The organism is Catenuloplanes japonicus (assembly GCF_000717135.1).
In the GTDB taxonomy this organism is placed as follows: domain Bacteria; phylum Actinomycetota; class Actinomycetes; order Mycobacteriales; family Micromonosporaceae; genus Catenuloplanes; species Catenuloplanes japonicus.
In genome coordinates, this window is record NZ_JNXY01000022.1 from 75,495 (window position 1) to 102,033 (window position 26,539).

Here is a 26,539-nt window from a genome sequence, read left to right on the forward strand (position 1 = left end):
CTAGAGCTGAGGGTTGGTTACTGCCTGCCGCCGGCTGCGCGCCGGCGACTCACCACTCGTAGCTGCCGTCGGCGACGACGACATCACCGGAGTTGCTCTCGCCGCTCGCAGAGGAACCACCGAAGGCGGTGCTCTGCATGCCGGCTGCGAGGAACAGACCCACGGCGATCGCCGCGACAATCAGGGCCATTGTGGCAAAACGCTGCTGAAGCTTGCCACCAACAAAGCCTGCTGGCATCGAGGGACTCCATTCACGCCAATTGAGCACCCCATCGCGGTTGGGGCGTTTAGATCGTCCCACACCGGATGGGGGCGTCAAAACCCGCAACCATTGGTCGTACGCAAGTACCACCGAAGTCTGTCCGTAAGTATGAGCATCCGCAACCGAATGGCGCTATCACACCGCGACGTCGTCCGGCTCGTCCACCATGCGTGCGCTCCACCCGCATTGTCCGTTGCCAAGTCGCGCTTCATGGCCATAATGCCTCCAAGTCGCACGGCATCGGGCCAAAGCGACAAAGGTCAGCAGTAGGAGGAAAAAGCGAATGAAGCTCACTTTCATCCGCAAAACGGTACTGTCGGGCAACACGAACTGCCCGTCGCTCTACCGGACGGACCGCGACACGTTCATCGTGCAGGGCTGGCGCGTCACGGACACCGAGGCGCTCGGCCAGCTGGAGATCCCGTCACACGAGACGGTGGTCGAAGTTCCGGTGGACGTTCTCGCGGAGATGCTGACGGCGAACGCCGCCTGACCCGCCCGCTTCTCTCCCCCACGGCCCTGCCGCTAGCCGGTACGCCCTGCGGCCGCTAACCCAGCGAGCCGGGCCGTTCACGCCGAGGAAACATCGGAAGAACACCTCGGCCCCTGACCGGTACATTTCGGTCAGGGGCCGGCGAGCTTTCTCGTACCGCCGGTTGTGCATTTGCACGTGCATTTTAATTTGCTGACTTTCCGATCAGCCTCGGGCCGAGGAATGCAAGCGCGAAAGCGGCGCACATAAGGTGAACGGGCCCTCCCCGCCCCCGCACTGGAGCCCGTGTTGACCGACAAGCCGCTGCGCGCCGACGCCGCCCGCAACCGCGCCCGCATCCTCGCGACCGCCACGGAGGTCTTCGCCGCCAAGGGCCCCGCGGCCAGCACCGAGGAGATCGCGGCCCGCGCCGGCGTCGCCATCGGCACCGTCTTCCGCCACTTCCCCACCAAGGACGCGCTGCTCGCGGCCATCATGAAGGACGTCCGCGACCGCCTCGCCGCCCGCGCCGCCACCGCGGAGACGCTGGAGGCGTTCTTCACCGCCGTCGTCGCCGAGGCCGCCGCCGTCCACACCGTCGTCACACTGCTCTCCGTCGACGTCAGCGGCGCGCTCGAAACGCTCACCGGCGCGATCGCCACGCTCCTAGAGCAAGATCAAGAGCATCAGCGGGTACGCCGTGACGTGCGCATCGACGAGGTCATGGCACTGCTCACCGCCGCCAGCCGGGGCGCGCTCGCCGCCGCCTGGCCCCCCGACCTCCAGGCCCGCACGCTCGCCGTCATCTTCGCCGGCCTGCGCCCGTGACCCCGGTCCGCCGCCGCCTGCGCACGCTCGCCACGCTGGAACTGATCAACATCCCGCTCTTCGCGTGGGTCATCTTCGGCGTGCTCGACCGGCCCCCGGCCGTACCCACGCTGCTCGGTTTCGGGATGTTCGCGCTGCTGCTGGTGGAAGGCGCCGCATACTGGACGGCAAAGCTGCGCCGGACCGGCCGGCCTCTCCCCGGCCTCGGGCTCTTCCGCGCCGCCCGCCTCCTCAACCCGGTGCTGCTGGCGGCGACGCTGATCGTCACGGTCGGGACGGGCGCCTGGCTCGGCGCGGGGCTGACGGTGTTCGCCGTCCTGGAATACGTGAACTACTTCCACGTCCAGCTCATGCACGACACCCGCGCCGACCTCCACCGCCTCTTCACCCGCGGCTTCCGCCGCTCCCACCTCGCCCGCGATCTCGCCAGATGGACGGTTCGCTCCCGCGCGGCGTGATCAACCCTGTGATCAACACCGGCGCAGGGTCCGAAGATGTGCGGAGTGTGCTCGCATGAGGACGGTGGAGAGGGCAGGATGACGGGCATGGCTGTGCCCGGTGAGGGGTTGGCGAAGGGGCTTGCCGTCACCCTCAAGACGATGACCCGACGCGCGACGACGCAGCAGTACCCGGATGTGCCGCCGGAGCTGCCGCCCAGGTCGCGGGGGGTGATCGCGCTCCTGGAGGAGAACTGCACGGTCTGCATGCTGTGCGCTCGGGAGTGTCCTGACTGGTGCATCTACATCGATTCGCACAAGGAGGAGGTGGTGGTGCCGGGCGCGGCCCGGCCCCGGCAGCGGAACGTGCTGGACCGGTTCGACATCGACTTCTCGCTGTGCATGTACTGCGGGATCTGCATCGAGGTGTGCCCGTTCGACGCGCTGCACTGGACGCCCGAGTTCGAGTACGCCGAGTACGACCTCAAGGATCTGCTGCACGACAAGGGCCGGCTCGGCGAGTGGATGGAGACGGTCCCGCCGCCGCCCGCGCACGATCCGAACGGCGAGCCGTCCAAGGAGGAGTCGACCGTCGCGAAGAAGGCCGGGGCGTGACCGGGGCGGACGTGCTGCTGCTCGCGCTCGGCGCGGTCGCGGTGGGCTCGGGCGCGCTGGTGGTGCTGACCGATCATCTGGTGCGGGCCGGCCTCTACCTGGTGGTCTGCCTGGGCGCGGTCGCCGGGCTCTACCTGGTGCTCGCGGCCGAGCTGGTCGCCTGGGTGCAGGTGCTGATCTACGTGGGCGCGGTCGTGGTGCTGCTGCTCTTCGCCGTGATGCTGACGCGCGCGCCGATCGGCCGCTCCGAGGATCTGAACCGTCCCGCCTGGCCGGCCGCGATCATCGGCGGCGGCGCGGGAGTGGGCCTGGCGGTGCTGCTGGCCGACGCGTATCGCTGGGTAGAAGTCGCACAGGGGCCCCCGGGCACCGCGGAGCTGATCGGCGAGGCCGTCTTCCGGACCTGGGTGCTGCCGTTCGAGGTGCTGTCGATCCTGCTGCTGTCCGCGCTGGTCGGCGCGATCGTGGTAAGCCGGGGGCAGCGCTGATGCACCCCACGATTCCGTACGTGATCGCCGCCCTCCTGTTCGGCCTGGGCGTCTTCGGTGTGCTCCGCCGTCGCAACGCGATCCTGCTGCTGATGGCCGTCGAGCTGATGCTGAACGCGGTCAACCTGGTCCTGATCACAGCCGGAGGCACCCACGGCCAGACGTTCGCGCTGTTCGTGATCGTGCTGGCCGCGGCCGAGGTCGGCGTGGGACTGGCGCTGATCCTGCAGCTCTACCGCGTGAAAACGTCGGTCGCGGTGGACGAGATCGACCTGGCGGAGAAGAGCTGATGGCGCTGGTCACGTTCATGATCGCGGCCCCGCTGCTGGTCGGGCTGGGCGGACTGCTGCTGCCGTCGACCAGCAAAGCACGCTTCCCGGCCGCCGCGTTCGGCATCGCCGCGGCCGCGATCTCGCTGCTCTGTGCGCTCACGCTGCTGGCCACCACGAGCCGGCCGATCTCGGTGGGGACCACGTGGATCAGCTTCGGCGACCTGACCGTGACGCTGGGCCTGCGCGCGGATCTGACCGCGATCCAGGTGGCCGTGGCCGTGACCGCGGTGGCGCTGGCCGTGCAGGTCTACTCGGTCGGCTACCTGCACCGCGACGAGCGGTACGCGCCGTACGCTGCCCAGGTCAGCCTGTTCACGGCCGCGATGCTGCTGGTGGTGTGCGCGGACGACCTGATCCTGCTGCTGATCGGCTGGGAGGTGATGGGCGCCTGCTCGTACCTGCTGATCGGGCACGACCGCTCGCTTCCCGAGGCGCCGGCCGCCGCGGTGAAGGCGTTCCTGGTCACCCGCGCCGGCGACGTGGGCTTCCTGCTCGGCATCGCGTTCCTGGCCGTGCACGCCGGTTCGTTCGAGATCGGGACGGTGCTCGCCGGGTCGTACCCCTCCTGGATCGCACTGCTTCTGCTGGCCGGGGTCGCGGGCAAGAGCGCGCAGTTCCCGCTGCACACCTGGCTGCCGGACGCGATGGCCGGTCCGACGCCGGTCTCCGCGCTGATCCACGCCGCGACCATGGTGGCGTCCGGCATCTACGTGGTGGCTCGCCTCTACCCGGTGTTCGTGCAGTCGCCGCTCGCGCTGAGCGTGCTGGGCCTGGTCGCGGCCGTGACGCTGCTGCTCGGCGCGCTGGCCGCGACCGCGCAGGACGACATCAAGCGCGTGCTGGCCTGGTCGACCGTGTCGCAGATCGGCTACATGGCGGCCGCGCTGGCGATCGGCGCGCCCGGCGCCGCGATCTTCCACCTGCTCACGCACGCCGCGTTCAAGGCGCTGCTCTTCCTGGCCGCCGGCTGTGTGATCCACGCGGTCGGCAGCAACCTGATGTCGCGGATGGGCGGCCTGCGGCGGAACATGCCGGACGTCTTCTGGTGCACCGTGATCGGCCTGGGCGCGCTGGCCGGTCTGCCGCCGCTGTCCGGTTTCTGGAGCAAGGAGGGCGTGATCGCGGCCGCGGCCGAGGCACGCGACGGGCACGGGCAGGTGCCGTCCTGGATCGCGCTGGTCGTCTGGGTCGCGGCGCTGCTCGGCGTGGCGCTGACCGCCTGGTACTCGACGCGTCTGCTGCTGCGCGTGTTCTTCGGCCCGGTCCCGGCGGTCCGCGCGCACGAGCCGGATGCCGTGCCGGAGAAGCCCGCGCCGGTCGGTCCCGCGTTCGTCGGCAAGCCCACCTACCTGGAGCTGGAGGCCGCGCGCAGGGCGAAGGCGCTGGCCAAGACCGCAGTCGCGGACGAACCGGACACGCAGTCGGAGCTTCCCGCGCCGCGCCCGCTCGATCCGCCCGCGTTGATGCACTGGCCGGTGATGGCGCTGGCGGTGCCGAGCGCGCTGCTGGGCCTGGTCGCGCTGCTGCCGGACGCGCGGGCGGACCTCGCGCTCGCGGCGCCGCACGTGTCGCTGTCCTTGATCCTGGCGATCGCGCTGCTGGTCGCGGGCGCGGTGCCGGCCTGGTGGCTGTGGCGGCGCCGGCCGGATTCGGACCCGGCGGGCGCGCTCGGCCGGTTCCGCCCACTGCTGGCCAACGCGTTCTATCTAGATCAAATTCAAGATCATTTGACGGTACGCCCCGTCCGCGCGATCGCCGCGGCCGTGCGCCGCCTCGACGAGTCGGTGGTGGACGGCGCGGTGGAGGGCACCGGGCGCGGCGCCACCGGACTCGGCGCGCTGCTCGCCCGCGCCCACCGCGCCCCACTCCCGCGCGCCGCGACCGCACTCCTGGCCGGCGCGCTCCTGCTCGGCCTCGCGGCCGCGATCCTGGGCGGTGCCGCATGATCTCCCGATCTCCCCTCCGCCCGCCACTCGGTCCCTGGCGGCGCACCGCGCGTACTCGCGATCGGCGTCACCGCGACCCGGGCGGTCGTCCTCGCCACCCTGACCTCTCCTCCGGGATCTGCAGCAGGTGCGGCACGCGTGCCGCCCCCTTCTCCCGGCCGTGCGGCACGCGTGCTGACCTGTTCTCCGCGATCCGCGGTGGTGTGGCATGAGCGCCGATCTCTCCTCCGCGCTGCTCGTCGCCGTGCTCGCGCTGCCCGTGCTCGGCGCGCTCGCGGTCGCGCTGCTGCCGGCCGCCCGCGACCGGCAGGCCCGCGTGCTCGCCACCGTGATCGCCGCGTTGACGCTGGTCGTGGCCGTGCCGCTGCGCTGGGGGACCGCGGAGTCCGGCTGGTTCGGCGACGGTCCGCCGGTGGCCGGGCCGTGGGCGCTGCTGGACCTGCCGTGGGTGCCCGCGCTGGATCTGCGCTTTCAGCTGGGTGTGGACTCCATCTCGTACCCACTGGTGGTCCTGACCTCGCTCTTGACGTTGTTGTGCTGCGGTTACACGATCTGGCGGGTGCCGCCGGGCGGGCCAGGACGACTGCTGAGCGCGCTGCTGCTGGTGATCGAGTTCGGGATCCTCGGCACGTTCCTCGCGTTCGATCTGGTGCTGTTCTTCGTGTTCTTCGAGGTCGTGCTGCTCCCGATGTACGCGGTGATCGCGGTCTGGGGCGGCACCCACTACGGCCCGGACTCCGCCGAGCGGGAGCCGCAACGGGCGGCCGCGCGGAAGTTCGCGCTCTACACGCTCTTCGGCTCCGTGCTGCTGCTGGTCGGCGTGCTGGTGCTGGTGACCGCGGCCGGCACGTCGTCCATGATCGGGTTCCCGCGGCTCGACCGCGGCACCCAGGTTTTCGCGTTCACGCTGCTCCTGGTCGCGTTCGCGGTGAAGAGCCCGCTCTGGCCGCTGCACACCTGGCTGCCGGACGCGCACACCCAGGCCCCGACCGTGGGCAGCGTGATCCTGGCCGGCGTACTGCTCAAGATGGGCACGTACGGGCTGGTCAGGGTCGGTCTCGGCGCGGCGCCGCAGGGGGCGGAGGTGCTGTCCGGCGCGCTCGGCGTGCTGGCCGTCGCCGCGATCCTGATCGGCTCGCTGGTCTGCCTGGCCCAGACCGAGCTGAAGCGGCTGATCGCGTACTCCTCCGTCGGCCACATGGGCTTCGTCCTGCTCGGCATCGCCACGATGACCGCGACCGGCATCCAGGCCGCGCTGCTCGGCAACATCGCGCACGGCGTCATCACCGGACTCCTGTTCTTCCTGGCCGGCGCCGTGAAGGACCGTGCGCACACCGGCAGCCTGGACGAACTCGGCGGGCTCCGGGAGAACGCGCCCCGGCTGGCCGGTCTGCTCGGCTTCGCCGCGATCGCGTCGCTCGGGCTGCCCGGTCTGGCCGGGTTCTGGGGTGAGGCGTTCGCGGTGGTCGCGTCCGTGCAGCGCGGGGGCGGGCTGTGGACCACGCTGGGCGCGCTGGCCGCGTTCGGCGGGGCGCTGACCGCGGCCTACCTGCTGCGATTGCTGCGGCGGGTGACGCACGGGCCGGCGAGCCCGGCGGTGTCGCTGCTGGTGCCGTCGTGGTCGGTGGCAGGGGCGCTGTCCGCGGCAGTGACGGCTTCTCAGCCCGGGTCCGGTGCGGGTTCCGACAGCGGCGCGGAGAAGCCGGCGGTGGCCGGGCTGCCGGAGCGGCTGGTGCCCGGCTGGCCGACCGCGGCCGAGCTGCTGGCCTGGTCGCCGCTGGTGATCCTGGCGCTGCTGCTCGGCGTGTGGCCCGCGCTGGTGCTGTCCGGCACCGACGCCCCGATCAACGACCTCCTGGAGATGGTGCGCCCGTGATCATCGACCGGACCGGGGTGCGTCCGTGATCATTGACCAGATGGCGCTGCTCCCGGCGTACGTCGCCGCCGCGTTCGCCGTGATCGTGCTGCTCACCGACCTGTTCGCCGGCCCGCGCGCGGTCGTCGTGGCCACCGCGGGCGGTGCCGTGCTCACCGCGGTCGCGGCCGTGCTCGTCGGTGCGGGCCCGGACCGCCGGTCGTTCTGCGCCGGGGACGCCTGCTCGTACCTGGCCACCGACCGGTCCGCGCTGGTCGCCGTGCTGTTCGCGCTGCTCGCGCTGGCCGTGCTGGCACTCTCCGCGCCGATGCTGCACGCGGGCGCGGTCCCGGCCGGGGAGTACTGCTTCCTGCTCGCCTGCTCGATGACCGGCGGCGTGGTGCTCGGCGCGGCCGGCGACCTGATCACGCTGATCGTGGCGCTGGAGACGCTGACGCTGCCGCTCTACCTGCTGGTCGGGCTGCGCCGCGTCGCCTCGCCGCGCGCGGTCTTCACCGGCGTGGGCGCGCCGCGCTACCCCGAGCCGCCCCCGGAGGACGGCGACGTCCGGCTGCACGCGGAGCAGGACGTCGCGGCCGAGCAGGTGCGGATGGAGCGCACCGGTGCGGAGTCCGCGGTGACGTTCTTCGTGGTCAGCGTGGTGGCGACCTCGGTGACGCTGCTCGGCGCCGCGCTCCTCTACGCCGCCACCGGCGCGCTTCACCTGACCGCGCTGGCGGGCGTGCTCGACCAGGGCGGTGCCGCCGGCAACCTCGCGCCGCTGATCGGGGCGGGGTGCGCGCTGCTGGTCGGCGGGCTCGCGTTCAAGGTCGCGGCCGTGCCGTTCCACGCGTGGGCCCCGGCCACCTACGACGGCGCGCCGCTCCCGGTCGCCGCCTACCTCTCCACCGCGTCCAAGCTCGGCGGCGTGGTGGCGCTGCTCGCGGTCGTGCACGACGTGCTGCCGGCCGGGGAGACGAGCGGGGTGCTGGCCGTGCTCGCGGTGCTGACCATGACGGTCGGCAACGTGGTGGCGCTGCGGCAGACCCGTACCGTCCGGCTGCTGGCCTGGTCGTCCGTGGCCCAGGCCGGCTACATCCTGGCCCCGCTCGGCGCGTCCGCGTTCACGTCCTCACCCCGGGACCCGCTGGTCGCCGCCACGCTCGCCTACGCCGCGTTCTTCGTGCTGCTGGAGCTGGCCGCGTTCGCCGCCGTGGTGGCACTGCGCCCGGTCGCCGCGGACGGCGGCGAGCTGGCCGACTACCGGGGCGTGGCACGGCGGGCGCCGTGGGTCGGCGGCATGCTGGCGTTCGCGCTGATCGGCCTGGCCGGACTGCCGCCCGCGCTGGCCGGACTGTTCGCGAAGGTGACCGTGGTCCGTGCGCTGGTCGACGGCGGCGCGAGCTGGCTGGCCCTGATCGTCGCCCTGAACGCCGTCATCGGCCTGGCGTACTACGTGCGCGTCGTCGCACTGCTCTACGGCCCGCCGACGCGGGACGGTTCGGCCGGCACCGGCTGGACACACGTGCCCTGGCCGGTCGGCACGGTCCTGGTGGCGGCGACGGTGCTGGCCGTGGTGCTCGGCTTCGCTCCGGAACCGCTGCTGCGACTGACCGCGCTCTAGCGTTCCCGGCACCTGCCGGTGATCGGGGCGCCCCGGATCACGAAGCGAAAGCATCCTGACTTTCGGTGACGACAGCGAAACCGGCGGCGATCCGCGAAGCGGAAGCGTCCTGGTTCTCGGTAACCATGGCGGAACCGGCTCCGATCGGCGGACCGAAGCGGAGCGCCAGCGGAGTCTTCGGGTAGCCGGAGGTTTGCCCGCGGGAGCATGCGGGCCGCACCACGCTGGAAGCGGGAAGATGAACTGGATCTTGATCTTGTGCCTCTCTGCCTGCAGGGCGGCGTTCGTTCAGGTCAGGGGCGTGCGGACGTGAAGCGGCCCCCGCCACGGGGAAGGCGGGGGCCGCGAGAGGAAAGATCAGTACGCGCGGGCGGCCATCTCCTCGAGCCGCCGGACCCGCTCCGCCATCGGCGGGTGCGTCGAGAAGAGTGCGGACAGTCCGCCACCGCTCAGCGGGTTCGCGATCATGAGGTGCGCGGACGACGCGACCTTCGCGTCCGCCGGCAGCGGCACGCGCTGTGCGCCGTAGGAGATCTTGCGTAGTGCCTCGGCCAGCGCCAGCGGATCACGGGTCAGTCGCGCGCCGGACGCGTCCGCCTCGAACTCGCGGTTCCGGCTGATCGCCAGCTGCACCACGCTCGCCGCGATCGGGCCGAGGATGAGCATGAGCAGCAGTACCGCGGGGTTGGGCGCGTCATCGTCGTCCCCGCCGCCCAGCGGCAGGAACAGCGCCAGGTTCGCCAGCATCGTGATAATTCCGGCGAGCCCGGCAGCGACGCTGGAGATCAGGATGTCGCGGTTGTAGACGTGCGAGAGCTCGTGGCCGATCACGGCGCGCAGCTCGCGGTAGTCGAGCAGCCGGGTGATCCCGACCGTGACCGCCACGGCCGCGTGCTGCGGGTTCCGGCCGGTCGCGAACGCGTTCGGCTGCATGGCCGGGCTCACGTAGAGCCGCGGCATCGGCTGCCCCGCCTCGACCGACAACTCCCGGACCATCCGGTAGAGCGCCGGGAACTCCGCCTCGCCGACCGGCCGCGCGTTCATCGAGCGGAGCGCGATCCGGTCGCTCCAGAAATAGCCGGCCGCGTTCATCCCGAGCGAGAGCAGGACGGCGACGACCAGTCCGGTACTGCCGCCGAACCAGTACCCCACGCCCAGGATCATGGCCGTGAGCAGGCCCAGAAGGGCGGCCGTCTTGAGACCGTTGTGGTGGCTGTGCACGGTGACTCCTTCATCGAGTGGGCTCGCGGCCCACAGAAGGTCAAACACGCTCCCTTCCCCGAATCATCCGCGCCCACCTGTGACATCACTGAGCACTCACTCAGCACACGCTGAAAACCTCAAGGTCAAACCCTTGATCTTCCCGCTTCCAGCGCGGTCCAGCCCGTTTGCTCCCGCGGGCGAACTCCGCGACGTGCTCCGCCGGCGCTCCGCTCGCCGCTCCGAGCCGGTTGCGCCGCCGGTCCCGGAACACCCGCACGGATCTTCGGTGCGTGGGTGGGGTGCGGTGCCCATTGGTGGTGGGCGAGCTGCGCGGGAGGCGCGAGCTGCGCGGGCCGGGTGGCCCGCGCAGCTCGTCGGTTGGGCGCTCCGCGCCCGAAATTTCGGCCTATTCCACTATTCGCGCCTTGGGATCGGCGGCAGACTCGCGGGGCGAGATCTAGCGGTAGTTCGTGAACTGCAGCGCCACGCCGAAGTCCTCGCCCTTGAGCAGCGTGATCACGGCCTGCAGATCGTCCTTCTTCTTGCCGGTGACCCGCAGCGAGTCGCCCTGGATCTGCGCCTGGACGCCCTTCGGGCCCTCGTCGCGGATCTTCTTGCTGATCTGCTTCGCCTTGTCCGACTCGATGCCCTGAATGATCTTGCAGTCGATCTTGTGCGTCTTGCCCGACTGCCGCGGCTCACCGGCGTCCAGCGACTTCAGCGAGATGTTCCGCTTGATCAGCTTCTCCTTGAAGACCTCCAGGGCCGCACTCACCCGGGCCTCGGTCTCCGCCGTGAGCGTGATGCCCTCCTCGCCGACCCAGGCGATCTCCGCCCCCGTGCCCCGGAAGTCGAACCGCGTACCCAGCTCCTTCTCGGTCTGACGGAGTGCGTTGTCCACCTCCTGGTGCTCCACCTTGCTGACGATGTCGAACGACGGGTTGGCTGCCATGCCTCTGCTCCTGCTGTTCCTGCTGGGACGTATGAAGATGTCTCGGTCGGGCCCGCTTCCGGCCCCGCCCACCTGCCGACCGTACCCGGTTGCAAGCCCCCCGAGGGCTACGGCTATTCTGGCTTCCGCCAGCGCGTCACCACGCGGTGGCACGCCTTGGCGGGTTGCCCGAGCGGCCAATGGGAGCGGACTGTAAATCCGTCGCGAAAGCTACAGAGGTTCGAATCCTCTACCCGCCACCAGGCAGTAGCGAAGCCCTCGAACTGCGGAAACGTAGGTCGGGGGCTTTTCTCTTGTGGCGTTCGGTAGATCTGGCCTAAAAAAAAATACAGGTGCGTCATGATTTCTGCCGGGCGCGGGCTTCGAGCACTACAGAGCCGGCTGGCCCTGCGGCACGGCTTTCTTGTCGGAGGGTGTTTCTAGGCTGTCCTGGTGACCCTGGTCGAGGTAACCCGCGACGCTGTTCTGGCTGCCATCAAGGAGTACGACGACGGTGGCAGACGGACATTTCTCCACAAGTACGGCTTCGGTGAGGCGCGGGAATACGAGCTGCTGCATGACGGCCGCCGCTACGACTCGAAGGCGATCGTCGGGGTGGCGCATCGCTATGCCACCGGTGTCGCCCTCCGGTCCGGGGAGTTCACCGGCGGCGTGCAGAGCGTGGTACGGCTACTCGAGCGGCTTGGGTTTGAGGTCGTTCAGCGCTCCAGCGATCTGACGGACCTCGGTGATGGACGCCTCAGCGCGTCCTTGGAGCGTGTACTCCAGGCCGCGTCGGCCTACAGCAGCACAGACACCCCGGCGATGACGGCCCGGACGGCGGCTGCCCGGGACTGCGCCGAGGTGATCCGTGAGTCCCTGTCGGCACTGACGGGGCCGCTGGACAAGCCCGACCTGTACTGGCGGACCGAAGTTGGCGGGCGGCGCGCGGACTACAGCCCGGTGCCCTGGATCCGGATCTCCTCGCCCGATCACTCGCCCCATGCCACCGAAGGCTTCTACCTGGTGTACCTGTTCGCCGCGGACGGGAGCCGGGTCTACCTGTCACTCAATCAGGGGACAAGCGAGTTCCGGGCCGGCAAAATGCGCCCGGTCAATGATGCCCGGCGTCTGGAGGGCAAGGCGGCACAGGCCCGCCGCAGCCTGGACGACATGGACCTCGGCGTGGTGGCGGCCGGGCACATCGCGATTGACCTGCACGGCCCGAGTCAGCCGGTCGGCGCGGAGAGTCTCAGGCGGATCAGGAACTATCAACACGCCAACGTCTGGTCGCTTGAGTACCTCGCCGGAACAATCCCCGACGACGCACGGCTCCTCGCGGACCTGTCGGCGATGCTGCCCCTGTTGAGCCGGCTCTACGGCAACCCGCCCCCGACCGGTAAGGACGCTCAGCCGACCGGAGATCCACGACAGCCGGCGGCCGGGAACCCGCCACGTGGGGGCGGCAACCGCCAGGGTCGCCAGCTCGACGCGGCGACACGGACCGCCATCGAGAAGTTCGCCGAGGACCAGGCCGAGGCGTACTGGCGCGGCCGCGGATGGGAGGTGACGCGCGTCGGTCACCTCAAGCGCGGATATGACCTGGAGTGCGGGCACCCCGAGCACGGCGAACTGCATGTCGAGGTGAAGGGCACCCAGACCGCCGGCGAGGAGGTGGTGCTGACGCCGAACGAGGTACGCCACAACCAGCCAGAGAACGACTGCCCCGCTCAGCACGCGCTGTTCGTGGTCACCCATATCGCGGTGGAGCGGGAAGATGTCCCGCGATGTTCCGGAGGGCGGCGACAGGTTTTCTGGCCTTGGACGATCGCCGCGGAGGCACTGACGCCGACGGAGTACGCCTACCGGCTACCAACCCCCTCTGACACCAGGTAGTGCACCAGCCCTCGATCCACAACACGCGGATCGGGGGCTTCTCGTTATCGACGCCCGTAACCGCAGGGCTTGACTGTGCCCTAAGGGCATGGGGTCGCATGGGGTGGGAGCGGAGAAAACGGACGAAAGACGGGAGGCTGGGGCGTGGACTGGAAGCGGAGTGTGGTGCTGGGGCTGGCGGGGGTGCTGGTCTCGGGGGTGCCGGCGGTGGCGCGGGAGGAGACGGCGTGGGGAGCCTGTCCGGCGGATGTCGTCGTGGACGCGGCGCTGGGGGTGCAGTGCGCAACCGTCGAGGTGCCGCTGGACTACCGGGAACCCGATAAGGCGCAGATCGAGATCATGGTGTCGCGGCTGGCCAGTGCGAAGCCGGAGAAGCGGCGCGGGGTGCTGCTGCTGAATCCGGGCGGGCCGGGTGGGACGGGGCTGGATCAGGGGGCGTTCCTGGTCGGGAAAGGGTTGCCGGCGAGCGTGCGGGACGCCTATGACCTGATCGGGATGGATACGCGCGGGGTGGGGCATTCGACGCCGGTGGGGTGCGGGTTCACGACGGACGATGCGTACTGGGCGAACGTGCCGCCGTACGCGGTGGACGACGCGGCGGTGGTCCGGCAGGCGGGGATCGTGGAGGAGGTCGCGCAGCGGTGTGCGGCCAGCAACACGGACGGGCGGCTGCAGCACCTGACGACGGCGAACATGGCGCGGGACCTGGACCGGATCCGGGTGGCGCTCGGGGAGGAGAAGGCGTCCTTCTACGGCGCGTCGTACGGGTCGGCGCTGGGGGCGGCGTACGTGTCGATGTTCCCGGAGACCGCGGACCGGGTCGTGGTGGACAGCAACGTGGGTGACACGCATCTGGACCGGGACGGGCTGCGGCGGTACGCCGAGGGGGTCGAGGACACGTTCCCCGGCTTCGCCGGGTGGGCGGCCCGGCGGCACGAGTCGTACGGGCTGGGTCGGACGCCGGAGCAGGTGCGGAAGACCTACTTCACGATCGCGGAGAAGTTGGACCGGACGCCGGCGGCGGACGGGACGGACGGGGCGATGTTCCGGTTCCTGACGTTCTTCACGCTCTACAACGAGGGCAGCTACGGGCGGACGGCCGGGTACTGGCAGATGTACCTGAACGCGACGAGCGCAGCACCCCGGAAGAAAGAACAGGCACCCAACCCCGCCGACAACGCGCTGACCGTCTATCTCGCCGTCACCTGCAATGACATCGACTGGCCCGAGGACGTCGACACCTACCGGCGGGCGGTCGCGGAGGATCGGAAGCGTCATCCGCTGTTCGGCGCGGCGGCGGCCAACATCATCCCGTGCGCGTTCTGGGCGTACGAGCCGTACGAACCGCCGGCGAAGATCACCAAGGACGGGCCGGAGGTGCTGATCCTGCAGAACCGGTACGACCCGGTCACGCCGTACGCGGGCGGGAAGCTGCTGCGCGAGAAGTTCGGCGACCGGGCCCGGCTGGTGACGGCGGAGGGCAGCGGCCACGGCGTCTACGTGCTCGGCGGGAACGCCTGCGCGCTCAACCTCACCACGTCCTACCTGGTCGACGGCGTGCTGCCGGCCGAGGACACGACCTGTCGGGCCTGAAAGCGACAATGAATCCATGACGGTCGGCTGGAGCACGCGTGAGCTGGCGGAGATCGCCGGCACGACGTTGAAGACGGTGCGGCACTACCATCGGGTCGGGCTGCTGGACGAGCCGGAGCGCGCGCCGAACGGGTACAAGCGGTACCGGATCGCGCACCTGGTCCGGCTGCTGCGGATCCGCCGCCTGGCCGACCTGGGCATGCCGCTGGCCGACATCGCCGCCATGGAGGAGTCGGACGAGGGCGCGGAGGAGATCCTCCGCGCCCTCGACGCCGAGCTGGCCGACAGCATCGCGCGTCAGCAGCGCATCCGGGAGGATCTGGCCGCGATCCTGCAGCATCGCAGGCTCGCGGAGCTGCCGCCGGGGTTCGCCGCGATCGCGGGTGACCTGTCCGAGGCGGACCGCGCGTTCCTGCTGCTGTCGTCGCGGATCTTCGACCCGGCGCTGATGGACGTGCTGCGGCGGCAGCACACGACGCCGCGCTCCGCGGCCGGGCTGGAGTTCGACGCGCTGACCGATGACTCCACCGACGAGGAACGGCAGAGCCTGGCCGAGCGATATGCCCCGGAGATGCGCCGCGAGCTGCAGGAACCCCGTTTGCAGGAATTCACGGACCAGGTCGTCGCGGGTACGGTCGAGCCGCGCGCCTGGTCGGTCCTGCTGCAGGGCATCGCGGAGCTGCACAACGCCGCCCAGATCGACGTGCTCCAGCGCGCGAACGCCCTTCTGGGTCTGTGATCTGGACGCGACCACCCGCGGCACCGGCAGGAAGGAGCGCCGGCGACGACCGGTGCCCGCGGGAGCAACGCTGCCGGACCACGGCGTAAGCGGGAAGATGAATTTGATCTTGATGGGTGTTCAGAGAACCAGCCTGACCGCCGCCGTCAGCACCAACTGCCCCAGTGAGACCGGCACCAGGATCAGCCAGCAGAGGCGTTGCAGCTGGTCCTCGCGCAGGCGGGGGTAGGAGACGCGGAGCCAGATGATGACGAACGCGACCGCGAAAACCTTGATCAGCGTCCAGAGCCAGCCGAGCGTGTCGTCCGCGAACGGGCCGTGCCAGCCGCCGAGGAAGAGCACGGTGGTGAGCGCGGAGATGACGACGATACCGACGTACTCGGCGAGCAGGAAGAACGCGAACCGCAGACCGGTGTATTCGGTCAGGTAGCCGAAGACCAGCTCGGAGTCGGCGATCGGCATGTCGAACGGCGGGCGGCGGATCTCGGCGAGCGCGGCGATGAAGAAGACCGCGAGCGCGGGCGCCTGCCAGAGCAGCCACCAGGGACGCCAGGCCTCGACGATGCCGGGCAGCGAGAGCGTGCCGGCGGCCATGGCCACGCTGGCGGCGGACAGGACCAGCGGGAGCTCGTATCCGAGCAGCTGGGCGGCGCCGCGCAGGCCGCCGAGCAGCGCGTACTTGTTGGCGGAGGCCCAGGCGGACATCAGGACCGCGACCACGCCGACGCCGACCACGGCGAGCACGAAGAACAGGCCGATGTCGAGCGGCTGCGCGACCAGGTTGTCCCCGGGGCCGATCGGGATGACCAGGAGCACCAGGAGGTACGGCAGAAGTGCGATGATCGGCGCAAGTTTGAAGACCGGGCCGTCGGCGGCGCGCGGCGTGACGTCCTCCTTCTGCACGAACTTGACGCCGTCCGCGACGAGCTGCGCCCAGCCGTGGAACGCGCCGGCGTACATCGGACCGAGCCGGCCCTGCATGTGCGCCATGACCTTGTGCTCGACCTGCCCGACGATGAGCGGCAGCGTGAGGAACGCGACGGCGACGGCCACGATGCGGACGAGGAGTTCCAGCCAGAGCGGCATCAGGCACCGTCCCCATCGGGCTCGGGCTCGGGCACCGGCATGGTGCCGGTGGCGCCCGGGGCGGGGCGAGGTGGCCGCGCCGGCCGTTCCACGCGCGGAGCCGGCGCCTGCCCCGCCTGCGGCCCCCACTCGTTCGGGTCCGGCACGCCCGGCGGCCGCGCCGGCGCACGCTTCCCGGTCCCGGCCGCGGCCTCGCCCGGTTCCTTCGCGCCCGGCCACGGCTTCGCCACCCGGGACGCCAGCACGAAGTCCTTCCGCAGCGGATGCCCCTCGAACTCCGGCGGCAGCAGCAGCGGTTTCAGGTCGTCGTGCCCGGTGAACCCGATCCCGAACATCTCGAACGTCTCGCGCTCGTGCCACGCCGCGCCCGGGTAGAGCCCGACGATCGACTCCAGCTCCGGCGCGTCGCGCGGCACCCGCGTGCGGATCAGCACGCCCTCGCGGCGGCGCGTCGACCACAGGTGCGCGACGACCGCGAACCCACCGTCGAGCTCGTCCACCGCGGAGAGCCAGTCGAAGAAGTCGCAGGCCAGCCCGGCCTGGGTCTGTGCGGCCTGCATCGCGGCCCACCAGCGGCCGGGCGGCACGTCCACGGTGGCGCGCGCGAACCCGTCACCGCCCGCGGACACGCTCGCCTGCACGTCGTCGCCGCTGAGCTGACTGACCAGCCGGGTACCGACCTCTTCGGGCGTCATAAGGACAGATCCTAGAGATTCCGGGGGTACGCGTCAGAGCGTCAGCGACCAGGTTTCCTCAACGAGGTCGCGGCCGTGGGCCCGGACCGGCGCGGCGGAGTCCAGCACGAACCCGGCCCGCGTGTAGATGCGGCGGGCCGCCTCCATCGCGCTGTACGTGCCGAGCACCATCCGGGTGTAGCCGGCCGCGCGCGCGAACCGAAGGCATTCGCCGACCAGCCGTCCGCCGACGCCGAGCCCGCGCGCGGACGACTCGACGAGCAGCACGCGCAGCTTGGCCGTGGTGTCGTCGGCCCGCACACACATGATCGACCCGGCGGGCGCGCCGTCCACCTCCGCGATCCACACCGCCTCGCGTGCCGGATCGTGCGCGGTCGCGTAGTCCGCGATGATCCGGGCCACCCAGGCCTCGAACGTGTCGTCGAAGCCGTGCTCCGTCGCGTAGACCGCGCCGTGCCGCTGCACGATCCAGCCGAGCTCGCCGGGGAGCGGCCCCCGGATCACCACATCGGACATGTCTCGAAGGCTACAGACCAGGGAGTTTGCCGTTGCGGAAGAGGTCGACGAATTCCTGGTGGTCCTCGCGGGCGCGGTCGCCGTACGCGTGGGCGAACTCGACCAGGTGGCGGATGAAGCCGGCCTCGTCCCGGTCGACCTCCTCGACGATCGACTCCTCGGTGGAGAAGTCGACCAGGTCGTGGGCGGACTCGTCGTCCGCGACCGAGTGCATGCGCGCCACGGCCCGGCCCAGGTCCGCGACCACGCCGGTCAGCTCGTCGTGCTCGTTGACGTCGGACCAGTCGAGGTCCGCGGCGTACGGCGAGACCTCGGCCACCAGCTGGCCCACGCCGTCGATCTCGGTGAAGCCCAGCCACGGGTCCGCGTGCGCCTGGAGCGCGCGCTGCGACTCGGAGGTCCGGTGCCCCTGGTGCCGGAAGTAGCCGCGCACGTTCGCGTCGTCGATGTGCCGCGCGACGGCCGGGACCTGCGCCTGCTTCATGTAGATGACGACGTCGTTCTCCAGCGCCTGCGTGTGGCCCTCCAGCAGGATGTTGTACGACGGCAGCCCCGCCGACCCGATCCCCACGCCCTTGCGCAGCACGATGTCCTTGATGTGCTGCGCCACCGTGGGCTGCTTCGGGAGGGTGGTCAGGTATTTCTCGAAGGCCGCGGTGACCGTCGCCCGCGCCTCGTCGTCGATCTCGTAGACGCCGTCCGCGAGCGTGAACCGCCGCTCGTAGTTGTCGATCGTGGTCTGCTCCGCGAGCAGGTCGACGCGCGTGTTGAGCCGGGCCTGCTGCAGCACCTTGAGCAGCACGCCGGTCGCGTTGGACAGCGTGATCGAGCCGATCGCGTCGTCGCCGCCGTGCGCGATGGCCCGGAGCTCGGTCAGGTACGCCCGCGCGAACACCGTGACCAGGTCGCCGATCACGTCGTCGGAGAGCGCCTTGGCGTACCCGAGGAGCGCGACGCTGGCGGAGAAGCGCTTGAGGTCCCAGGAGAACGGCCCCACGTACGCCTCGTCGAAGTCGTTGACGTTGAAGACCAGCTCGCCGGAGGAGTTCATGTACGTCCCGAAGTTCTCCGCGTGCAGGTCACCGTGTATCCACACCCGGCTGGTCCGGTCGTTCAGGAACCGGTCGTCCGCGAAGTCCCCGGTCATGTCCGCGTAGAACAGCGAGGCGCTGCCCCGGTAGAACGCGAACGGCGACGCCGCCATCTTCCGGAACTTGCGGCGGAACGCGGCCGGGTCGATGGCGATCAGCTCGCCGAACTCCCGCATCAGAACGTCGACGATATGACTCGCACGCTGCTCACTTCCCATGGTCGCGAGGCTATCCCCGCCGCGCCAACTACAAGCTGTAATGCTCGCTATTGCTGTGGGGGCGCCACGATCGGGGCGGTGAGTGCGCGCGGGTCGGGGCGGGAGACGCCGCCGAGGCCGGACTCCTCGGCCGCGATCTTCTCCTGGAGGCGGAGGATCGCGTGCAGCAGCGCCTCGGGCCGGGGCGGGCAGCCGGGCACGTAGACGTCGACCGGGATGAGCTGGTCGACGCCCTTGGTGACGGAGTAGGAGTCCCAGTACGGCCCGCCGCAGTTGGAGCAGGAGCCGAACGAGATCACGTACTTCGGCTCGGGCATCTGGTCGTAGAGGCGCTTGATCGCGGGCGCCATCTTGTCCGTGACCGTGCCCGAGACGACCATCAGGTCGGCCTGTCTCGGGCTGTGCGCGAACGGGATGACGCCGAGCCGCATGAAGTCGTGCCGGCCCATGCTGGCCGCGATGAACTCGATGGCGCAGCAGGCCAGGCCGAAGTTGAACACCCAGAGCGAGTAACGCCGCCCCCAGTTCAGCACGAACTTGATGGGCTCGCCGAGAACCTGCGGAAGACCGGCCACACTGGCACTCTAGCCCGCGACGACCGCCGCTTCCTCCTCCTCGACGCGCCGGTTCCACTCAGCCTTGGACGACTGCCAGCCGTCCTCGTCGGTGCCGCGGCGCCAGTAGCCGGAGATGGAGAGGCGCTCCATCGGCACGCCCAGCTCCACCTTGAGCAGCCGGCGGAACTCCTTCACGAACGTGGCCTCGCCGTGCACGAACGCCTGCAGCTCACCGGCAGGGAAGGCCGGGACGGCCGCACGCACGGCCTCCAGCAGCTTCTCGCCGACGACGGCCTCGCCGCGGTGGATCCAGACGATCTCGGCGAGCGAGTCCGTGGCCAGCTTCTGCTCCTCTTCGGGGCCGCTGACCTCGATGAACACGCGGGCCTGGGCGCCGAGCGGAATGCGCTCCAGCGACGCGCCGATGGCCGGCAGCGCGCTCTCGTCGCCGATCAGCAGGTGCCAGCCCGCGGCCGGGTCGGGCAGGTAGCCGCCGCCGGGGCCGAGCATGGTGAGCGTGTCGCCGGGCCGGGCCGCGTCGGCCCACGGGCCCGCGATGCCCTCGTCTCCGTGGTGCACGAAGTCGATGGCCAGCTCGAGCGTCTCCGGATTCCACGACCGGACCGTGTAGGTCCGCACCCGCGGCCACAGCTCGCGCGGCATGGTCTGCCGGACGGCGCCCATGTCGAGCGGCTCGGGATATTCCACACCGGCCTGGGGGAAGCAGAGCTTCACGTAGTGGTCGGAGAACTCGCCCGCCCCGAAGCCGGCGAGTTCGTCGCCGGTCAGCCAGACACGGATCATGTGCGGGGTGATCCGCTCGGTGCGGGTCACGGTCGCGGTCCGCGCCTGGGGCGTGCGCCGGGGTCCAGGCATTCCGGTCCTCCCAAATAAAAGATGGCTAACTAAGGCTAGCCTAACCACAAGGCGCCCTTGCTTGGCTACCTCTGACCGGCGCAATTTTCCGCACACCGGTTCCCCACCCGTGTTCCCTGGTCAGGCCCTGGTTCCCCGCCTCGCCCGCAATACACGTCACAAAGGCAAGATCAATTCCGCGGGGGTACGGATGGGCGCTGCAACAGACCGAGGAATTCGATCAGGAACTGTTCCCGGAGTCGCGGTGGCGCCACGTTCAGCAACGCGTTCACGGTCGCGCCCGGCACGCCCCCACCGGCCACGCCCAGCGACTCGGCCAGGCCCGCGACCAGCTCCGGGGTCAGCGCGTCCGGCGTCAGCGTACGGGTCAGCGCGACCAGCTCGTCCGGGAGCACGACCGGGCCGCGTGCGCGGGCCGCGGCCACGGCGTCGGTGAGCGCGGGCGCGAAGTCCGCGGCCGTGGCGGCCACCGCGGCGGTGACGGTCAGGTGGATGGTCGGCGGGATGTCGCCGTACGCCAGCTGCGGCTGCGTGTGCCACCCGCGCGCTGCCAGCGCCTCCGCCAGCACGAACACGTCCAGCCCGGCATCGTCCGAGGTCAGGCACACCACGGTGGTCTCCGGCGGGACCAGCAGCCGCAGGCCGTCCACGGACCGGACCGCCTCGGCCAGCGCCCGGACCGCGCCGAGCGTACGGGCCGCCAGCCGCCGGTAGCCCGACTCGCCGAGGTGCCGCAGCGTGGCGTAGGCGGCCGCGATCGGGCCGCCGGACCGCGTGGACGCGATTCCCGGGTTGAGCATGGTGTAGCCGGGCCAGTCCGCGGACGCGAAGTACTGCGGGCGGCGCAGCGCCGCGGACGCGTGCAGCAGCACGGAGACGCCCTTCGGCGCGTACGCGTACTTGTGCAGGTCCACCGAGATCGACGTGACGCCCGGCACTGCCAGGTCGAACGCGGGGATCGGCAGGCCGAGCCGCCGCAGGTAGGGCAGCGTCCAGCCGCCGAAGCAGGCGTCCACGTGGCAGCGCACGCCGGCCTCCGCCGCGACGGCGGCGATCTCCTCCACCGGGTCGATCACGCCGTGCGCGTAGGAGGGCGCGGAGCAGGCGACCAGCACGGTGTCCTTCGTGACCGCCGCCTTGATCTTCTTGGGCGAGGCCTTCAGCGTGACCGGGTCGACCGGCACGCGGTCCACCTCGACCCGCAGGTAGTGCGCCGCCTTCAGGAACGCGGCGTGCGCGGTCTCCGGGATCACCAGCCGGGGCGCGGCGATCTCCGGGTGCGCGTCGCGGGCCGCCTTCACGGCCAGGATCAGCGACTCGGTGCCGCCGCCGGTGACCGTGCCGACCGTGTCCGGCCCGCCGCCGAGCAGCCGCGCGGCGGCGCCGACCAGCGCGTTCTCCGTGGCCAGCAGCGACGGGAACGCGGTCGGGTCGAGGCCGTTGACGTGCGCGGCCAGCGCGTGCGCGCTCGCGGTCAGCGCGTCCAGGCCCTCGACCGCCGGGTCGTAGACGTAGGCGAAGAGCCGGCCGCCGTGCGTCGGCAGGTCGGCGTCCCGCAACGCGCCCAGCTCGGCGAGAATCTCGGCGGCCGGGACGCCCTCCTCCGGCAATGCTTCGATCACCACGCGATCAGCTTCGCAGACGCACCCTGCCCATCAGGAGCGCAAATGCGCATCGCCGGTGACGACATACTTGGTCGACGTCAGCTCCGGCAGCCCCATCGGGCCGCGCGCGTGCAGCTTCTGGGTGGAGATGCCGATCTCCGCGCCGAACCCGAACTCGCCGCCGTCCGTGAACCGGGTGGAGGCGTTGATCATGATGGCCGCCGCGTCGACCCGCGCGGTGAACTCCCGCGACGCGACCACGGAGTCCGTCACGATCGCCTCGGTGTGGCCGGTGGAGTAGCGCGCGATGTGCGCGATCGCGGCGTCCAGCGAGTCGACCACGGCCACCGAGATGTCCGCGGACAGGTACTCGGTGGCGAAGTCCTCCTCGGTCGCTTTCACCGCCCGCGAGTCGTAGGAGCAGGTCCGGTCGTCGCCGTGCACGGTCACGCCCGCCTCCGCGAACGCGGCCAGCACGGACGGCAGGAACGCGTCCGCCACGTCCGCGTGCACCAGCAGCGACTCGGCCGTGTTGCAGGTGGAGAGCCGCTGGGTCTTCGAGTTCAGCGTGATCGCGAGCGCCTTGGCCAGGTCCGCGTGCTTGTCCACGTAGACGTGGCAGTTGCCGACGCCGGTCTCGATCACCGGCACCGTGGACTCCTCGACCACGGCCTTGATCAGCGAGGCGCCACCGCGCGGGATCAGCACATCGACCAGGCCGCGCGCCCGCATCAGCGCCTTCACGGAGTCGCGGGTGGCGGAGTCCAGCAGCTGCACCGCGTCCGCCGGCAGCCCCTGCGACTCGACCGCGTCCCGCAGCACCGCCACGATCGCGGCGTTCGAGTGCGCCGCCGAGCCGGACCCGCGCAGCAGCGCCGCGTTCCCCGACTTCAGGCAGATGCCCGCGGCGTCCGCGGTCACGTTCGGCCGCCCCTCGTAGATGATGCCGACCACGCCGAACGGCACCCGGATCTGCCGCAGCTCCAGCCCGTTCGGCAACGTGGACCCGCGCACCACCTCACCGACCGGATCCGGCAGCCCCGCCATCTGCCGCAGCCCGGCCGCCATCCCCTCGACGCGCTTCCCGTCCAGCGCAAGCCGATCGATGATCGCGTCGCTGAGGCCGGCCGCACGCCCCGCCTCGACATCCTTCACATTCGCCGCGACGATCTCGCCGGCGCGCGCCACCAGCGCATCCGCCATCGCGACGAGCGCCGCATCCTTCACCTTGCGCGACGCCGTGGCCAGCGCCGCAGCAGCCGCCCGCGCCCGTCCCGCCTGCTCGTTCACGGTCGACATCACAGAACCCCTTCTCGAAAACCTGAAATCTTTCTTCCCGCCTCCGGCGCGGCCCGGCAGCGCTGCTCCCGCGGGCGCTGGAACCAACCTGGGGACGACCCCAGACCCCGAGCCCGCTCACGCGACAGCCCCGCCCGCGCTCCACCGCCGGAATCCGCTCCAGCCAAGAGGCGACAACCCAGATCAAAACCTTGCTTGCCCACTTCCGGCGTGGTCCGGCGGCGCTGCTCCCGCGGGCAAACCTCGCGTCGGGCTCCGCCGGCGCTCCGCACGACGCGAGGAGCCGGTCCCGTCGTGGTCCGGCAAACCCTGTCGGGCCGGGGTAAGCGGCTGCTTCCACACGAGCGGCGCAGCGCTGGTGGATGCGGTGCGGTGCGATGTGCGCGGGCACTTTGTGCCCAAAATTTCGGTATTTAGCGGTCGGGCGGGTTTTCCGGCCCCGCGCGGAACCGGCAGGGAGGAGCGCCAGCGACGACCGGTGCCCGCGGGAGCAGCGCTGCCGGACCACGCCGGAAGCGGGAAAATGAACTGGATCTTGATCTTGGTCTTCGGGCATGGCCTAGAGGAGCACCAGGTCGTCGCGGTGGACGACCTCGCGCTGGTGGGAAGGGCCGAGGGATCGGGTGGAGCGGCCGAGGAGGTCGGGGAGTTCGACGGCGTCGTAGTTGCAGAGGCCGCGGGCCACGGAGACGCCGGAGGTGGCGTCGATGAGGTCGACGGGGTCGCCGGCGGCGAAGGAGCCGTCGACGGCGGTGATGCCGGCCGGGAGCAGGGACTTGCGGCGGACCACGATGGCCTGGACGGCGCCGGGGTCCAGGTGGAGGCGGCCGCGAGGGGCGGTCGCGTGCGCCAGCCAATGCAGGCGGGCGGCGGGTTTGTGCAGGTCGCGGTGGAAGAGCGTGCCGATCGGCTCGCCGGCCAGCGCCTGGGCGGCCAGCGGGGCGGCGGTGAGCACGACGGGGATGCCGGCGCCGGTGGCGATGCGGGCGGCCTCGACCTTGGTGACCATGCCGCCGGTGCCCACCCCCGCCTTGCCGGCCTTGCCGATCGTGACGCCGGCCAGGTCCTCCTCGCCGCGCACCTCGTCGATGCGGCGTGACTCGGGGTTGGCGGGGTCGCCGGTGTAGAGCGCGTCCACGTCGGAGAGCAGGACCAGCAGGTCGGCCTCGACGAGCGCGGCGACCAGCGCGGCCAGGCGGTCGTTGTCGCCGAAGCGGATCTCGTCCGTGGCGACGGTGTCGTTCTCGTTCACGATCGGGACGGCGTGCAGGTCCAGGAGTTTGCGGAGCGTCCGGTACGCGTTCCGGTAGTGGACGCGGCGGGTCACGTCGTCCGCGGTGAGCAGCACCTGGCCGACCGTGCGGCCGAACCGGGCGAAGCTGGTCGCGTAGTGCCCGATCAGCAGGCCCTGGCCCACGCTCGCGGCCGCCTGCTGGGTGGCCAGGTCACGCGGTCGCCGGCGCAGGCCGAGCGGCGCGAGCCCGGCCGCGATCGCGCCGGACGAGACGAGCACCACCTCGCGGCCGTCCTCGATCAGCTTGGCCAGCGCGTCGACCAGCGACGACACCCGCTCCCCGTCGATCCCGCCGGCGGCGGTGGTCAGTGAGGAGGAGCCGACCTTGACCACGATCCGCTTCGCTCCGGTTACCGCTTCACGCACCCGACCATTCTGCGCGCCCTCACTCGCCGGGCCCGTCCCAGATCCCATATCGTGGCGTGCCATGACACCGGAGGAGTACGTCGAGGCCGTGCTCAGCCTGGTCGAGCGGATCCCGCCGGGCCGGGTGATGTCGTACGGCGCGATCGCGGACGCGCTCTACGACCGGTCCGGGCGCGCGTCCGCCCGGCTGGTCGGCACGATCATGGCGCGGCACGGCGGCGCGGTCCCGTGGTACCGCGTGGTGAACAGCGTCGGGCGGCTCCCACCCGGCCACGAGCAGCGCGCCCGGGAATCGCTCGCGGCCGAGGGGCTGATCTTCACGGGAGAGCGGGTGCCGCTCCGGGAGTTCGCGTGGAATCCGCCGGACTGAGCTGCCAGCCGCGCATCAGCAGCAGCGGGAGCGCCACGATCGCGGCGGGCAGCACGGTGAAGCCGAGCAGCACGCCCAGCTTCGCGGAATCGGTCTGCGCGGCGGCGTGGCCGGTGTCCGACGAGACGTACCCGAACAGCTGCAGGACCAGCGCGAACACGCCCGGTCCGAGCGCGAGGCCGAGCGTCTCGCCGGCGGTCCAGAGGCCGGTGAACACGCCCGCCTGACGCCGGCCGGTGCGCGCCTCGTCGTCCGCGATGCAGTCCGGCAGCAGCGCCATCGCGAAGACCTGCTCGCCCGCGTACCCGACGCCGATCACGGCCACGATCAGGTAGACCACGACCGGCGGCAGTACCGGCGCCGCGACCAGCGCCAGCGCCCCGGCCGCGAACAGCAGCGATGCGACGACGAACGCGCGCGGCTTGCCGACCCGGGCGCCCACCCGCCGCCAGATCGGCATCACCAGCAGCGCCGGGCCGACGAAGCAGGCGAACAGCAGCGTGGGCCCGTCGTCCGGGCGTTCCAGGATCTGGTCCGCGAAGTAGTTGACGCCGGCCAGCACCGTGGCGATGCCCGCGGCCTGCACCACGAAACAGATCAGGAGCAGCAGGAACGGCCGGTTCGCGGTGGCCACGCGCAGCTGTGCGCGCAGGCTCGGCTCGCTCTCCCGCACGTGCCCGGTGGGCGCGCCCGCGGTGCCGAGGAACGCGCCGACCGCGCCGGCCACGATCAGCGCGCCGACGAACACGCCCATCCAGCGATGCCCGGGAATGCCGCCGCCGGTCGCGGACACCACCAGCGGCGCGACCGCGCCGGAGACCAGGATGGCCAGCGCCAGCACCGCGATCCGCCAGGTCATCAGCCGGGTCCGCTCCGCGTGGTCCTCGGTCAGCTCGGCCGGCATCGCCACGTAGGGGACCTGGAAGAACGCGTACGCGGTCGCGGTCGCCAGGAACGCCACCGCGGTGTAGGCGCCGTTCCCTTCCGGGAACGGCGCGGCGAAGATCGACGCGAAGAGCAGAGCCACCCCCAGACCCGCGATCAGGAGGTACGGCCGGCGCGCCCCCCACCGCGACACGGTGCGATCCGAGATCCGCCCGGCCAGCGGGTTGATCAGCACGTCCCACGCCTTGGGCAACAGCACCAGCAGGCCCGCCAGACCCGCGGCCACGCCCAGCGTGTTCGTCAGGTACGGCAGAAGCAGCAGGCCGGGAACGGTGCCGAACGCGCCGGTCGCCAGCGACCCCAGCGCATAACCCGCGTGCACCCTGCGGGGTAATGGACCATCCGTTGCCTGCCTCATGTGGGCGGATGTTAACCATCACCACCCGATCTCGGATAGAGCG

Annotated in this window: 25 protein-coding genes, 1 tRNA gene and 1 pseudogene; 14 read left to right on the top strand and 13 right to left on the bottom strand. The window is 71.1% G+C overall.

Going from position 1 to position 26,539, the window contains the following annotated elements; translation table 11 throughout:
- Nucleotides 1–49: 49 nt before the first annotated feature.
- A complete protein-coding gene (locus tag OP04_RS53650; protein WP_157240448.1) occupies nucleotides 50–238 on the bottom strand; it encodes a hypothetical protein in 189 nt (62 codons plus the stop codon).
- 307 nt (nucleotides 239–545) lie between these two features.
- Between OP04_RS53650 and OP04_RS28140 the strand changes: the two genes are divergently transcribed.
- The 9 genes and pseudogenes from OP04_RS28140 (at nucleotide 546) to OP04_RS52080 (ending at nucleotide 8,859) form a co-directional block, all read left to right on the top strand.
- The gene (locus OP04_RS28140; protein WP_033342880.1) at nucleotides 546–755 is read left to right on the top strand and encodes a hypothetical protein; all 210 of its coding nucleotides are present in this window, start codon (nucleotides 546–548) and stop codon (nucleotides 753–755) included.
- A 285-nt stretch (nucleotides 756–1,040) separates the two neighbouring features.
- Complete coding sequence (locus OP04_RS28145; protein WP_232323765.1) at nucleotides 1,041–1,562, top strand: helix-turn-helix domain-containing protein; 522 nt, start codon at nucleotides 1,041–1,043, stop codon at nucleotides 1,560–1,562.
- Nucleotides 1,559–2,020, top strand: a complete 462-nt coding sequence (locus OP04_RS28150; RefSeq protein WP_033342882.1) for a hypothetical protein — start codon at nucleotides 1,559–1,561, stop codon at nucleotides 2,018–2,020. Before OP04_RS28145 ends, OP04_RS28150 begins: the two co-directional genes overlap by 4 nt.
- 78 nt (nucleotides 2,021–2,098) lie before the next feature.
- The gene (locus OP04_RS28155; RefSeq protein ID WP_033342944.1) at nucleotides 2,099–2,614 is read left to right on the top strand and encodes a NuoI/complex I 23 kDa subunit family protein; all 516 of its coding nucleotides are present in this window, start codon (nucleotides 2,099–2,101) and stop codon (nucleotides 2,612–2,614) included.
- A pseudogene (locus OP04_RS28160) lies at nucleotides 2,611–3,090 on the top strand (NADH-quinone oxidoreductase subunit J family protein); the annotation flags it as partial. The gene OP04_RS28155 and the pseudogene OP04_RS28160, both read left to right, overlap by 4 nt.
- 11 nt (nucleotides 3,091–3,101) lie before the next feature.
- Entirely contained in the window at nucleotides 3,102–3,392 is a 291-nt protein-coding gene (nuoK, locus tag OP04_RS28165) for an NADH-quinone oxidoreductase subunit NuoK (protein WP_051799215.1), read from the top strand.
- Complete coding sequence (locus OP04_RS28170) at nucleotides 3,392–5,380, top strand: NADH-quinone oxidoreductase subunit 5 family protein (RefSeq protein ID WP_033342883.1); 1,989 nt, start codon at nucleotides 3,392–3,394, stop codon at nucleotides 5,378–5,380. The genes nuoK and OP04_RS28170 overlap by 1 nt, the downstream gene beginning before the upstream one ends.
- 208 nt (nucleotides 5,381–5,588) lie before the next feature.
- Nucleotides 5,589–7,256: a complex I subunit 4 family protein gene (locus OP04_RS28175; protein WP_033342884.1), complete on the top strand. Its 1,668-nt coding sequence runs from the start codon at nucleotides 5,589–5,591 to the stop codon at nucleotides 7,254–7,256.
- A gap of 40 nt (nucleotides 7,257–7,296) precedes the next feature.
- The gene (locus OP04_RS52080; protein WP_035086829.1) at nucleotides 7,297–8,859 is read left to right on the top strand and encodes an NADH-quinone oxidoreductase subunit N; all 1,563 of its coding nucleotides are present in this window, start codon (nucleotides 7,297–7,299) and stop codon (nucleotides 8,857–8,859) included.
- 357 nt (nucleotides 8,860–9,216) lie between these two features.
- Here the strand turns inward: OP04_RS52080 and htpX are convergent, their stop codons facing one another.
- Both htpX and OP04_RS28190 read right to left on the bottom strand, forming a co-directional pair.
- Nucleotides 9,217–10,080 (bottom strand): zinc metalloprotease HtpX, encoded by an 864-nt coding sequence (gene htpX / locus OP04_RS28185; RefSeq protein WP_033342885.1) that lies wholly within the window; start codon nucleotides 10,078–10,080, stop codon nucleotides 9,217–9,219.
- A gap of 439 nt (nucleotides 10,081–10,519) precedes the next feature.
- Nucleotides 10,520–11,014, bottom strand: a complete 495-nt coding sequence (locus OP04_RS28190; protein WP_033342886.1) for a YajQ family cyclic di-GMP-binding protein — start codon at nucleotides 11,012–11,014, stop codon at nucleotides 10,520–10,522.
- Between the two features lie 158 nt (nucleotides 11,015–11,172).
- On the opposite strand from OP04_RS28190, the gene OP04_RS28195 reads away from it, so the two are divergent.
- From OP04_RS28195 to OP04_RS28210, 4 genes are all read left to right on the top strand, one after another.
- Nucleotides 11,173–11,256: transfer RNA gene (locus OP04_RS28195), tRNA-Tyr, on the top strand.
- A 190-nt stretch (nucleotides 11,257–11,446) separates the two neighbouring features.
- Entirely contained in the window at nucleotides 11,447–12,889 is a 1,443-nt protein-coding gene (locus OP04_RS51185) for an MrcB family domain-containing protein (protein WP_063746701.1), read from the top strand.
- A 144-nt stretch (nucleotides 12,890–13,033) separates the two neighbouring features.
- Nucleotides 13,034–14,482 carry an alpha/beta hydrolase gene (locus OP04_RS28205; protein WP_033342887.1) on the top strand — a complete coding sequence of 483 codons (1,449 nt, stop codon included), beginning with the start codon at nucleotides 13,034–13,036 and terminating at the stop codon, nucleotides 14,480–14,482.
- Between the two features lie 16 nt (nucleotides 14,483–14,498).
- A complete protein-coding gene (locus OP04_RS28210; protein WP_033342888.1) occupies nucleotides 14,499–15,221 on the top strand; it encodes a helix-turn-helix domain-containing protein in 723 nt (240 codons plus the stop codon).
- Nucleotides 15,222–15,341: 120 nt separating this feature from the next.
- On the opposite strand, the gene OP04_RS28215 is transcribed toward OP04_RS28210, so the two are convergent.
- The 9 genes from OP04_RS28215 to proB form a co-directional block, all read right to left on the bottom strand.
- A complete protein-coding gene (locus OP04_RS28215; RefSeq protein ID WP_033342889.1) occupies nucleotides 15,342–16,307 on the bottom strand; it encodes a complex I subunit 1/NuoH family protein in 966 nt (321 codons plus the stop codon).
- Nucleotides 16,307–17,002 carry an NADH-quinone oxidoreductase subunit C gene (locus OP04_RS28220; protein WP_033342890.1) on the bottom strand — a complete coding sequence of 232 codons (696 nt, stop codon included), beginning with the start codon at nucleotides 17,000–17,002 and terminating at the stop codon, nucleotides 16,307–16,309. The genes OP04_RS28215 and OP04_RS28220 overlap by 1 nt, the downstream gene beginning before the upstream one ends.
- A gap of 33 nt (nucleotides 17,003–17,035) precedes the next feature.
- Nucleotides 17,036–17,518: a GNAT family N-acetyltransferase gene (locus tag OP04_RS28225; protein ID WP_033342891.1), complete on the bottom strand. Its 483-nt coding sequence runs from the start codon at nucleotides 17,516–17,518 to the stop codon at nucleotides 17,036–17,038.
- Between the two features lie 10 nt (nucleotides 17,519–17,528).
- Nucleotides 17,529–18,827, bottom strand: a complete 1,299-nt coding sequence (locus OP04_RS28230) for a DUF2252 domain-containing protein (RefSeq protein WP_033342892.1) — start codon at nucleotides 18,825–18,827, stop codon at nucleotides 17,529–17,531.
- Between the two features lie 47 nt (nucleotides 18,828–18,874).
- Nucleotides 18,875–19,402 (bottom strand): NADH-quinone oxidoreductase subunit B, encoded by a 528-nt coding sequence (locus tag OP04_RS28235; RefSeq protein WP_033342893.1) that lies wholly within the window; start codon nucleotides 19,400–19,402, stop codon nucleotides 18,875–18,877.
- Nucleotides 19,403–19,411: 9 nt separating this feature from the next.
- On the bottom strand, nucleotides 19,412–20,260 hold the full coding sequence (locus OP04_RS28240) for a siderophore-interacting protein (protein WP_033342894.1): 849 nt from the start codon (nucleotides 20,258–20,260) through the stop codon (nucleotides 19,412–19,414).
- 170 nt (nucleotides 20,261–20,430) lie between these two features.
- The gene (locus OP04_RS28245; RefSeq protein WP_033342895.1) at nucleotides 20,431–21,885 is read right to left on the bottom strand and encodes a pyridoxal phosphate-dependent decarboxylase family protein; all 1,455 of its coding nucleotides are present in this window, start codon (nucleotides 21,883–21,885) and stop codon (nucleotides 20,431–20,433) included.
- 30 nt (nucleotides 21,886–21,915) lie between these two features.
- The gene (locus OP04_RS28250) at nucleotides 21,916–23,163 is read right to left on the bottom strand and encodes a glutamate-5-semialdehyde dehydrogenase (protein ID WP_033342896.1); all 1,248 of its coding nucleotides are present in this window, start codon (nucleotides 23,161–23,163) and stop codon (nucleotides 21,916–21,918) included.
- A 559-nt stretch (nucleotides 23,164–23,722) separates the two neighbouring features.
- Nucleotides 23,723–24,823: a glutamate 5-kinase gene (proB, locus tag OP04_RS28255; protein WP_033342897.1), complete on the bottom strand. Its 1,101-nt coding sequence runs from the start codon at nucleotides 24,821–24,823 to the stop codon at nucleotides 23,723–23,725.
- 61 nt (nucleotides 24,824–24,884) lie between these two features.
- Between proB and OP04_RS28260 the strand changes: the two genes are divergently transcribed.
- Nucleotides 24,885–25,193, top strand: a complete 309-nt coding sequence (locus tag OP04_RS28260; protein WP_033342898.1) for an MGMT family protein — start codon at nucleotides 24,885–24,887, stop codon at nucleotides 25,191–25,193.
- On the opposite strand, the gene OP04_RS28265 is transcribed toward OP04_RS28260, so the two are convergent.
- Nucleotides 25,141–26,496, bottom strand: coding sequence for an MFS transporter (locus OP04_RS28265; RefSeq protein ID WP_051799219.1), 1,356 nt, complete (start codon nucleotides 26,494–26,496; stop codon nucleotides 25,141–25,143). The two genes, OP04_RS28260 and OP04_RS28265, sit on opposite strands and share 53 nt — an antisense overlap.
- Nucleotides 26,497–26,539: the final 43 nt, after the last annotated feature.

What these genes read in the sequence shown, in the direction of transcription:
- OP04_RS53650 (WP_157240448.1), bottom strand. Translation starts at nt 238, where the DNA reads ATGCCAGCAGGCTTTGTTGGTGGCAAGCTTCAGCAGCGTTTTGCCACA.
- OP04_RS28140 (WP_033342880.1), top strand. Translation starts at nt 546, where the DNA reads ATGAAGCTCACTTTCATCCGCAAAACGGTACTGTCGGGCAACACGAAC.
- OP04_RS28155 (WP_033342944.1), top strand. Translation starts at nt 2,099, where the DNA reads ATGACGGGCATGGCTGTGCCCGGTGAGGGGTTGGCGAAGGGGCTTGCC.
- nuoK (WP_051799215.1), top strand. Translation starts at nt 3,102, where the DNA reads ATGCACCCCACGATTCCGTACGTGATCGCCGCCCTCCTGTTCGGCCTG.
- OP04_RS28170 (WP_033342883.1), top strand. Translation starts at nt 3,392, where the DNA reads ATGGCGCTGGTCACGTTCATGATCGCGGCCCCGCTGCTGGTCGGGCTG.
- OP04_RS28175 (WP_033342884.1), top strand. Translation starts at nt 5,589, where the DNA reads ATGAGCGCCGATCTCTCCTCCGCGCTGCTCGTCGCCGTGCTCGCGCTG.
- OP04_RS52080 (WP_035086829.1), top strand. Translation starts at nt 7,297, where the DNA reads ATGGCGCTGCTCCCGGCGTACGTCGCCGCCGCGTTCGCCGTGATCGTG.
- OP04_RS28190 (WP_033342886.1), bottom strand. Translation starts at nt 11,014, where the DNA reads ATGGCAGCCAACCCGTCGTTCGACATCGTCAGCAAGGTGGAGCACCAG.
- OP04_RS28210 (WP_033342888.1), top strand. Translation starts at nt 14,499, where the DNA reads ATGACGGTCGGCTGGAGCACGCGTGAGCTGGCGGAGATCGCCGGCACG.
- OP04_RS28215 (WP_033342889.1), bottom strand. Translation starts at nt 16,307, where the DNA reads ATGCCGCTCTGGCTGGAACTCCTCGTCCGCATCGTGGCCGTCGCCGTC.
- OP04_RS28220 (WP_033342890.1), bottom strand. Translation starts at nt 17,002, where the DNA reads ATGACGCCCGAAGAGGTCGGTACCCGGCTGGTCAGTCAGCTCAGCGGC.
- OP04_RS28225 (WP_033342891.1), bottom strand. Translation starts at nt 17,518, where the DNA reads ATGTCCGATGTGGTGATCCGGGGGCCGCTCCCCGGCGAGCTCGGCTGG.
- OP04_RS28230 (WP_033342892.1), bottom strand. Translation starts at nt 18,827, where the DNA reads ATGGGAAGTGAGCAGCGTGCGAGTCATATCGTCGACGTTCTGATGCGG.
- OP04_RS28240 (WP_033342894.1), bottom strand. Translation starts at nt 20,260, where the DNA reads ATGCCTGGACCCCGGCGCACGCCCCAGGCGCGGACCGCGACCGTGACC.
- OP04_RS28250 (WP_033342896.1), bottom strand. Translation starts at nt 23,163, where the DNA reads ATGTCGACCGTGAACGAGCAGGCGGGACGGGCGCGGGCGGCTGCTGCG.
- OP04_RS28260 (WP_033342898.1), top strand. Translation starts at nt 24,885, where the DNA reads ATGACACCGGAGGAGTACGTCGAGGCCGTGCTCAGCCTGGTCGAGCGG.
- OP04_RS28265 (WP_051799219.1), bottom strand. Translation starts at nt 26,496, where the DNA reads ATGAGGCAGGCAACGGATGGTCCATTACCCCGCAGGGTGCACGCGGGT.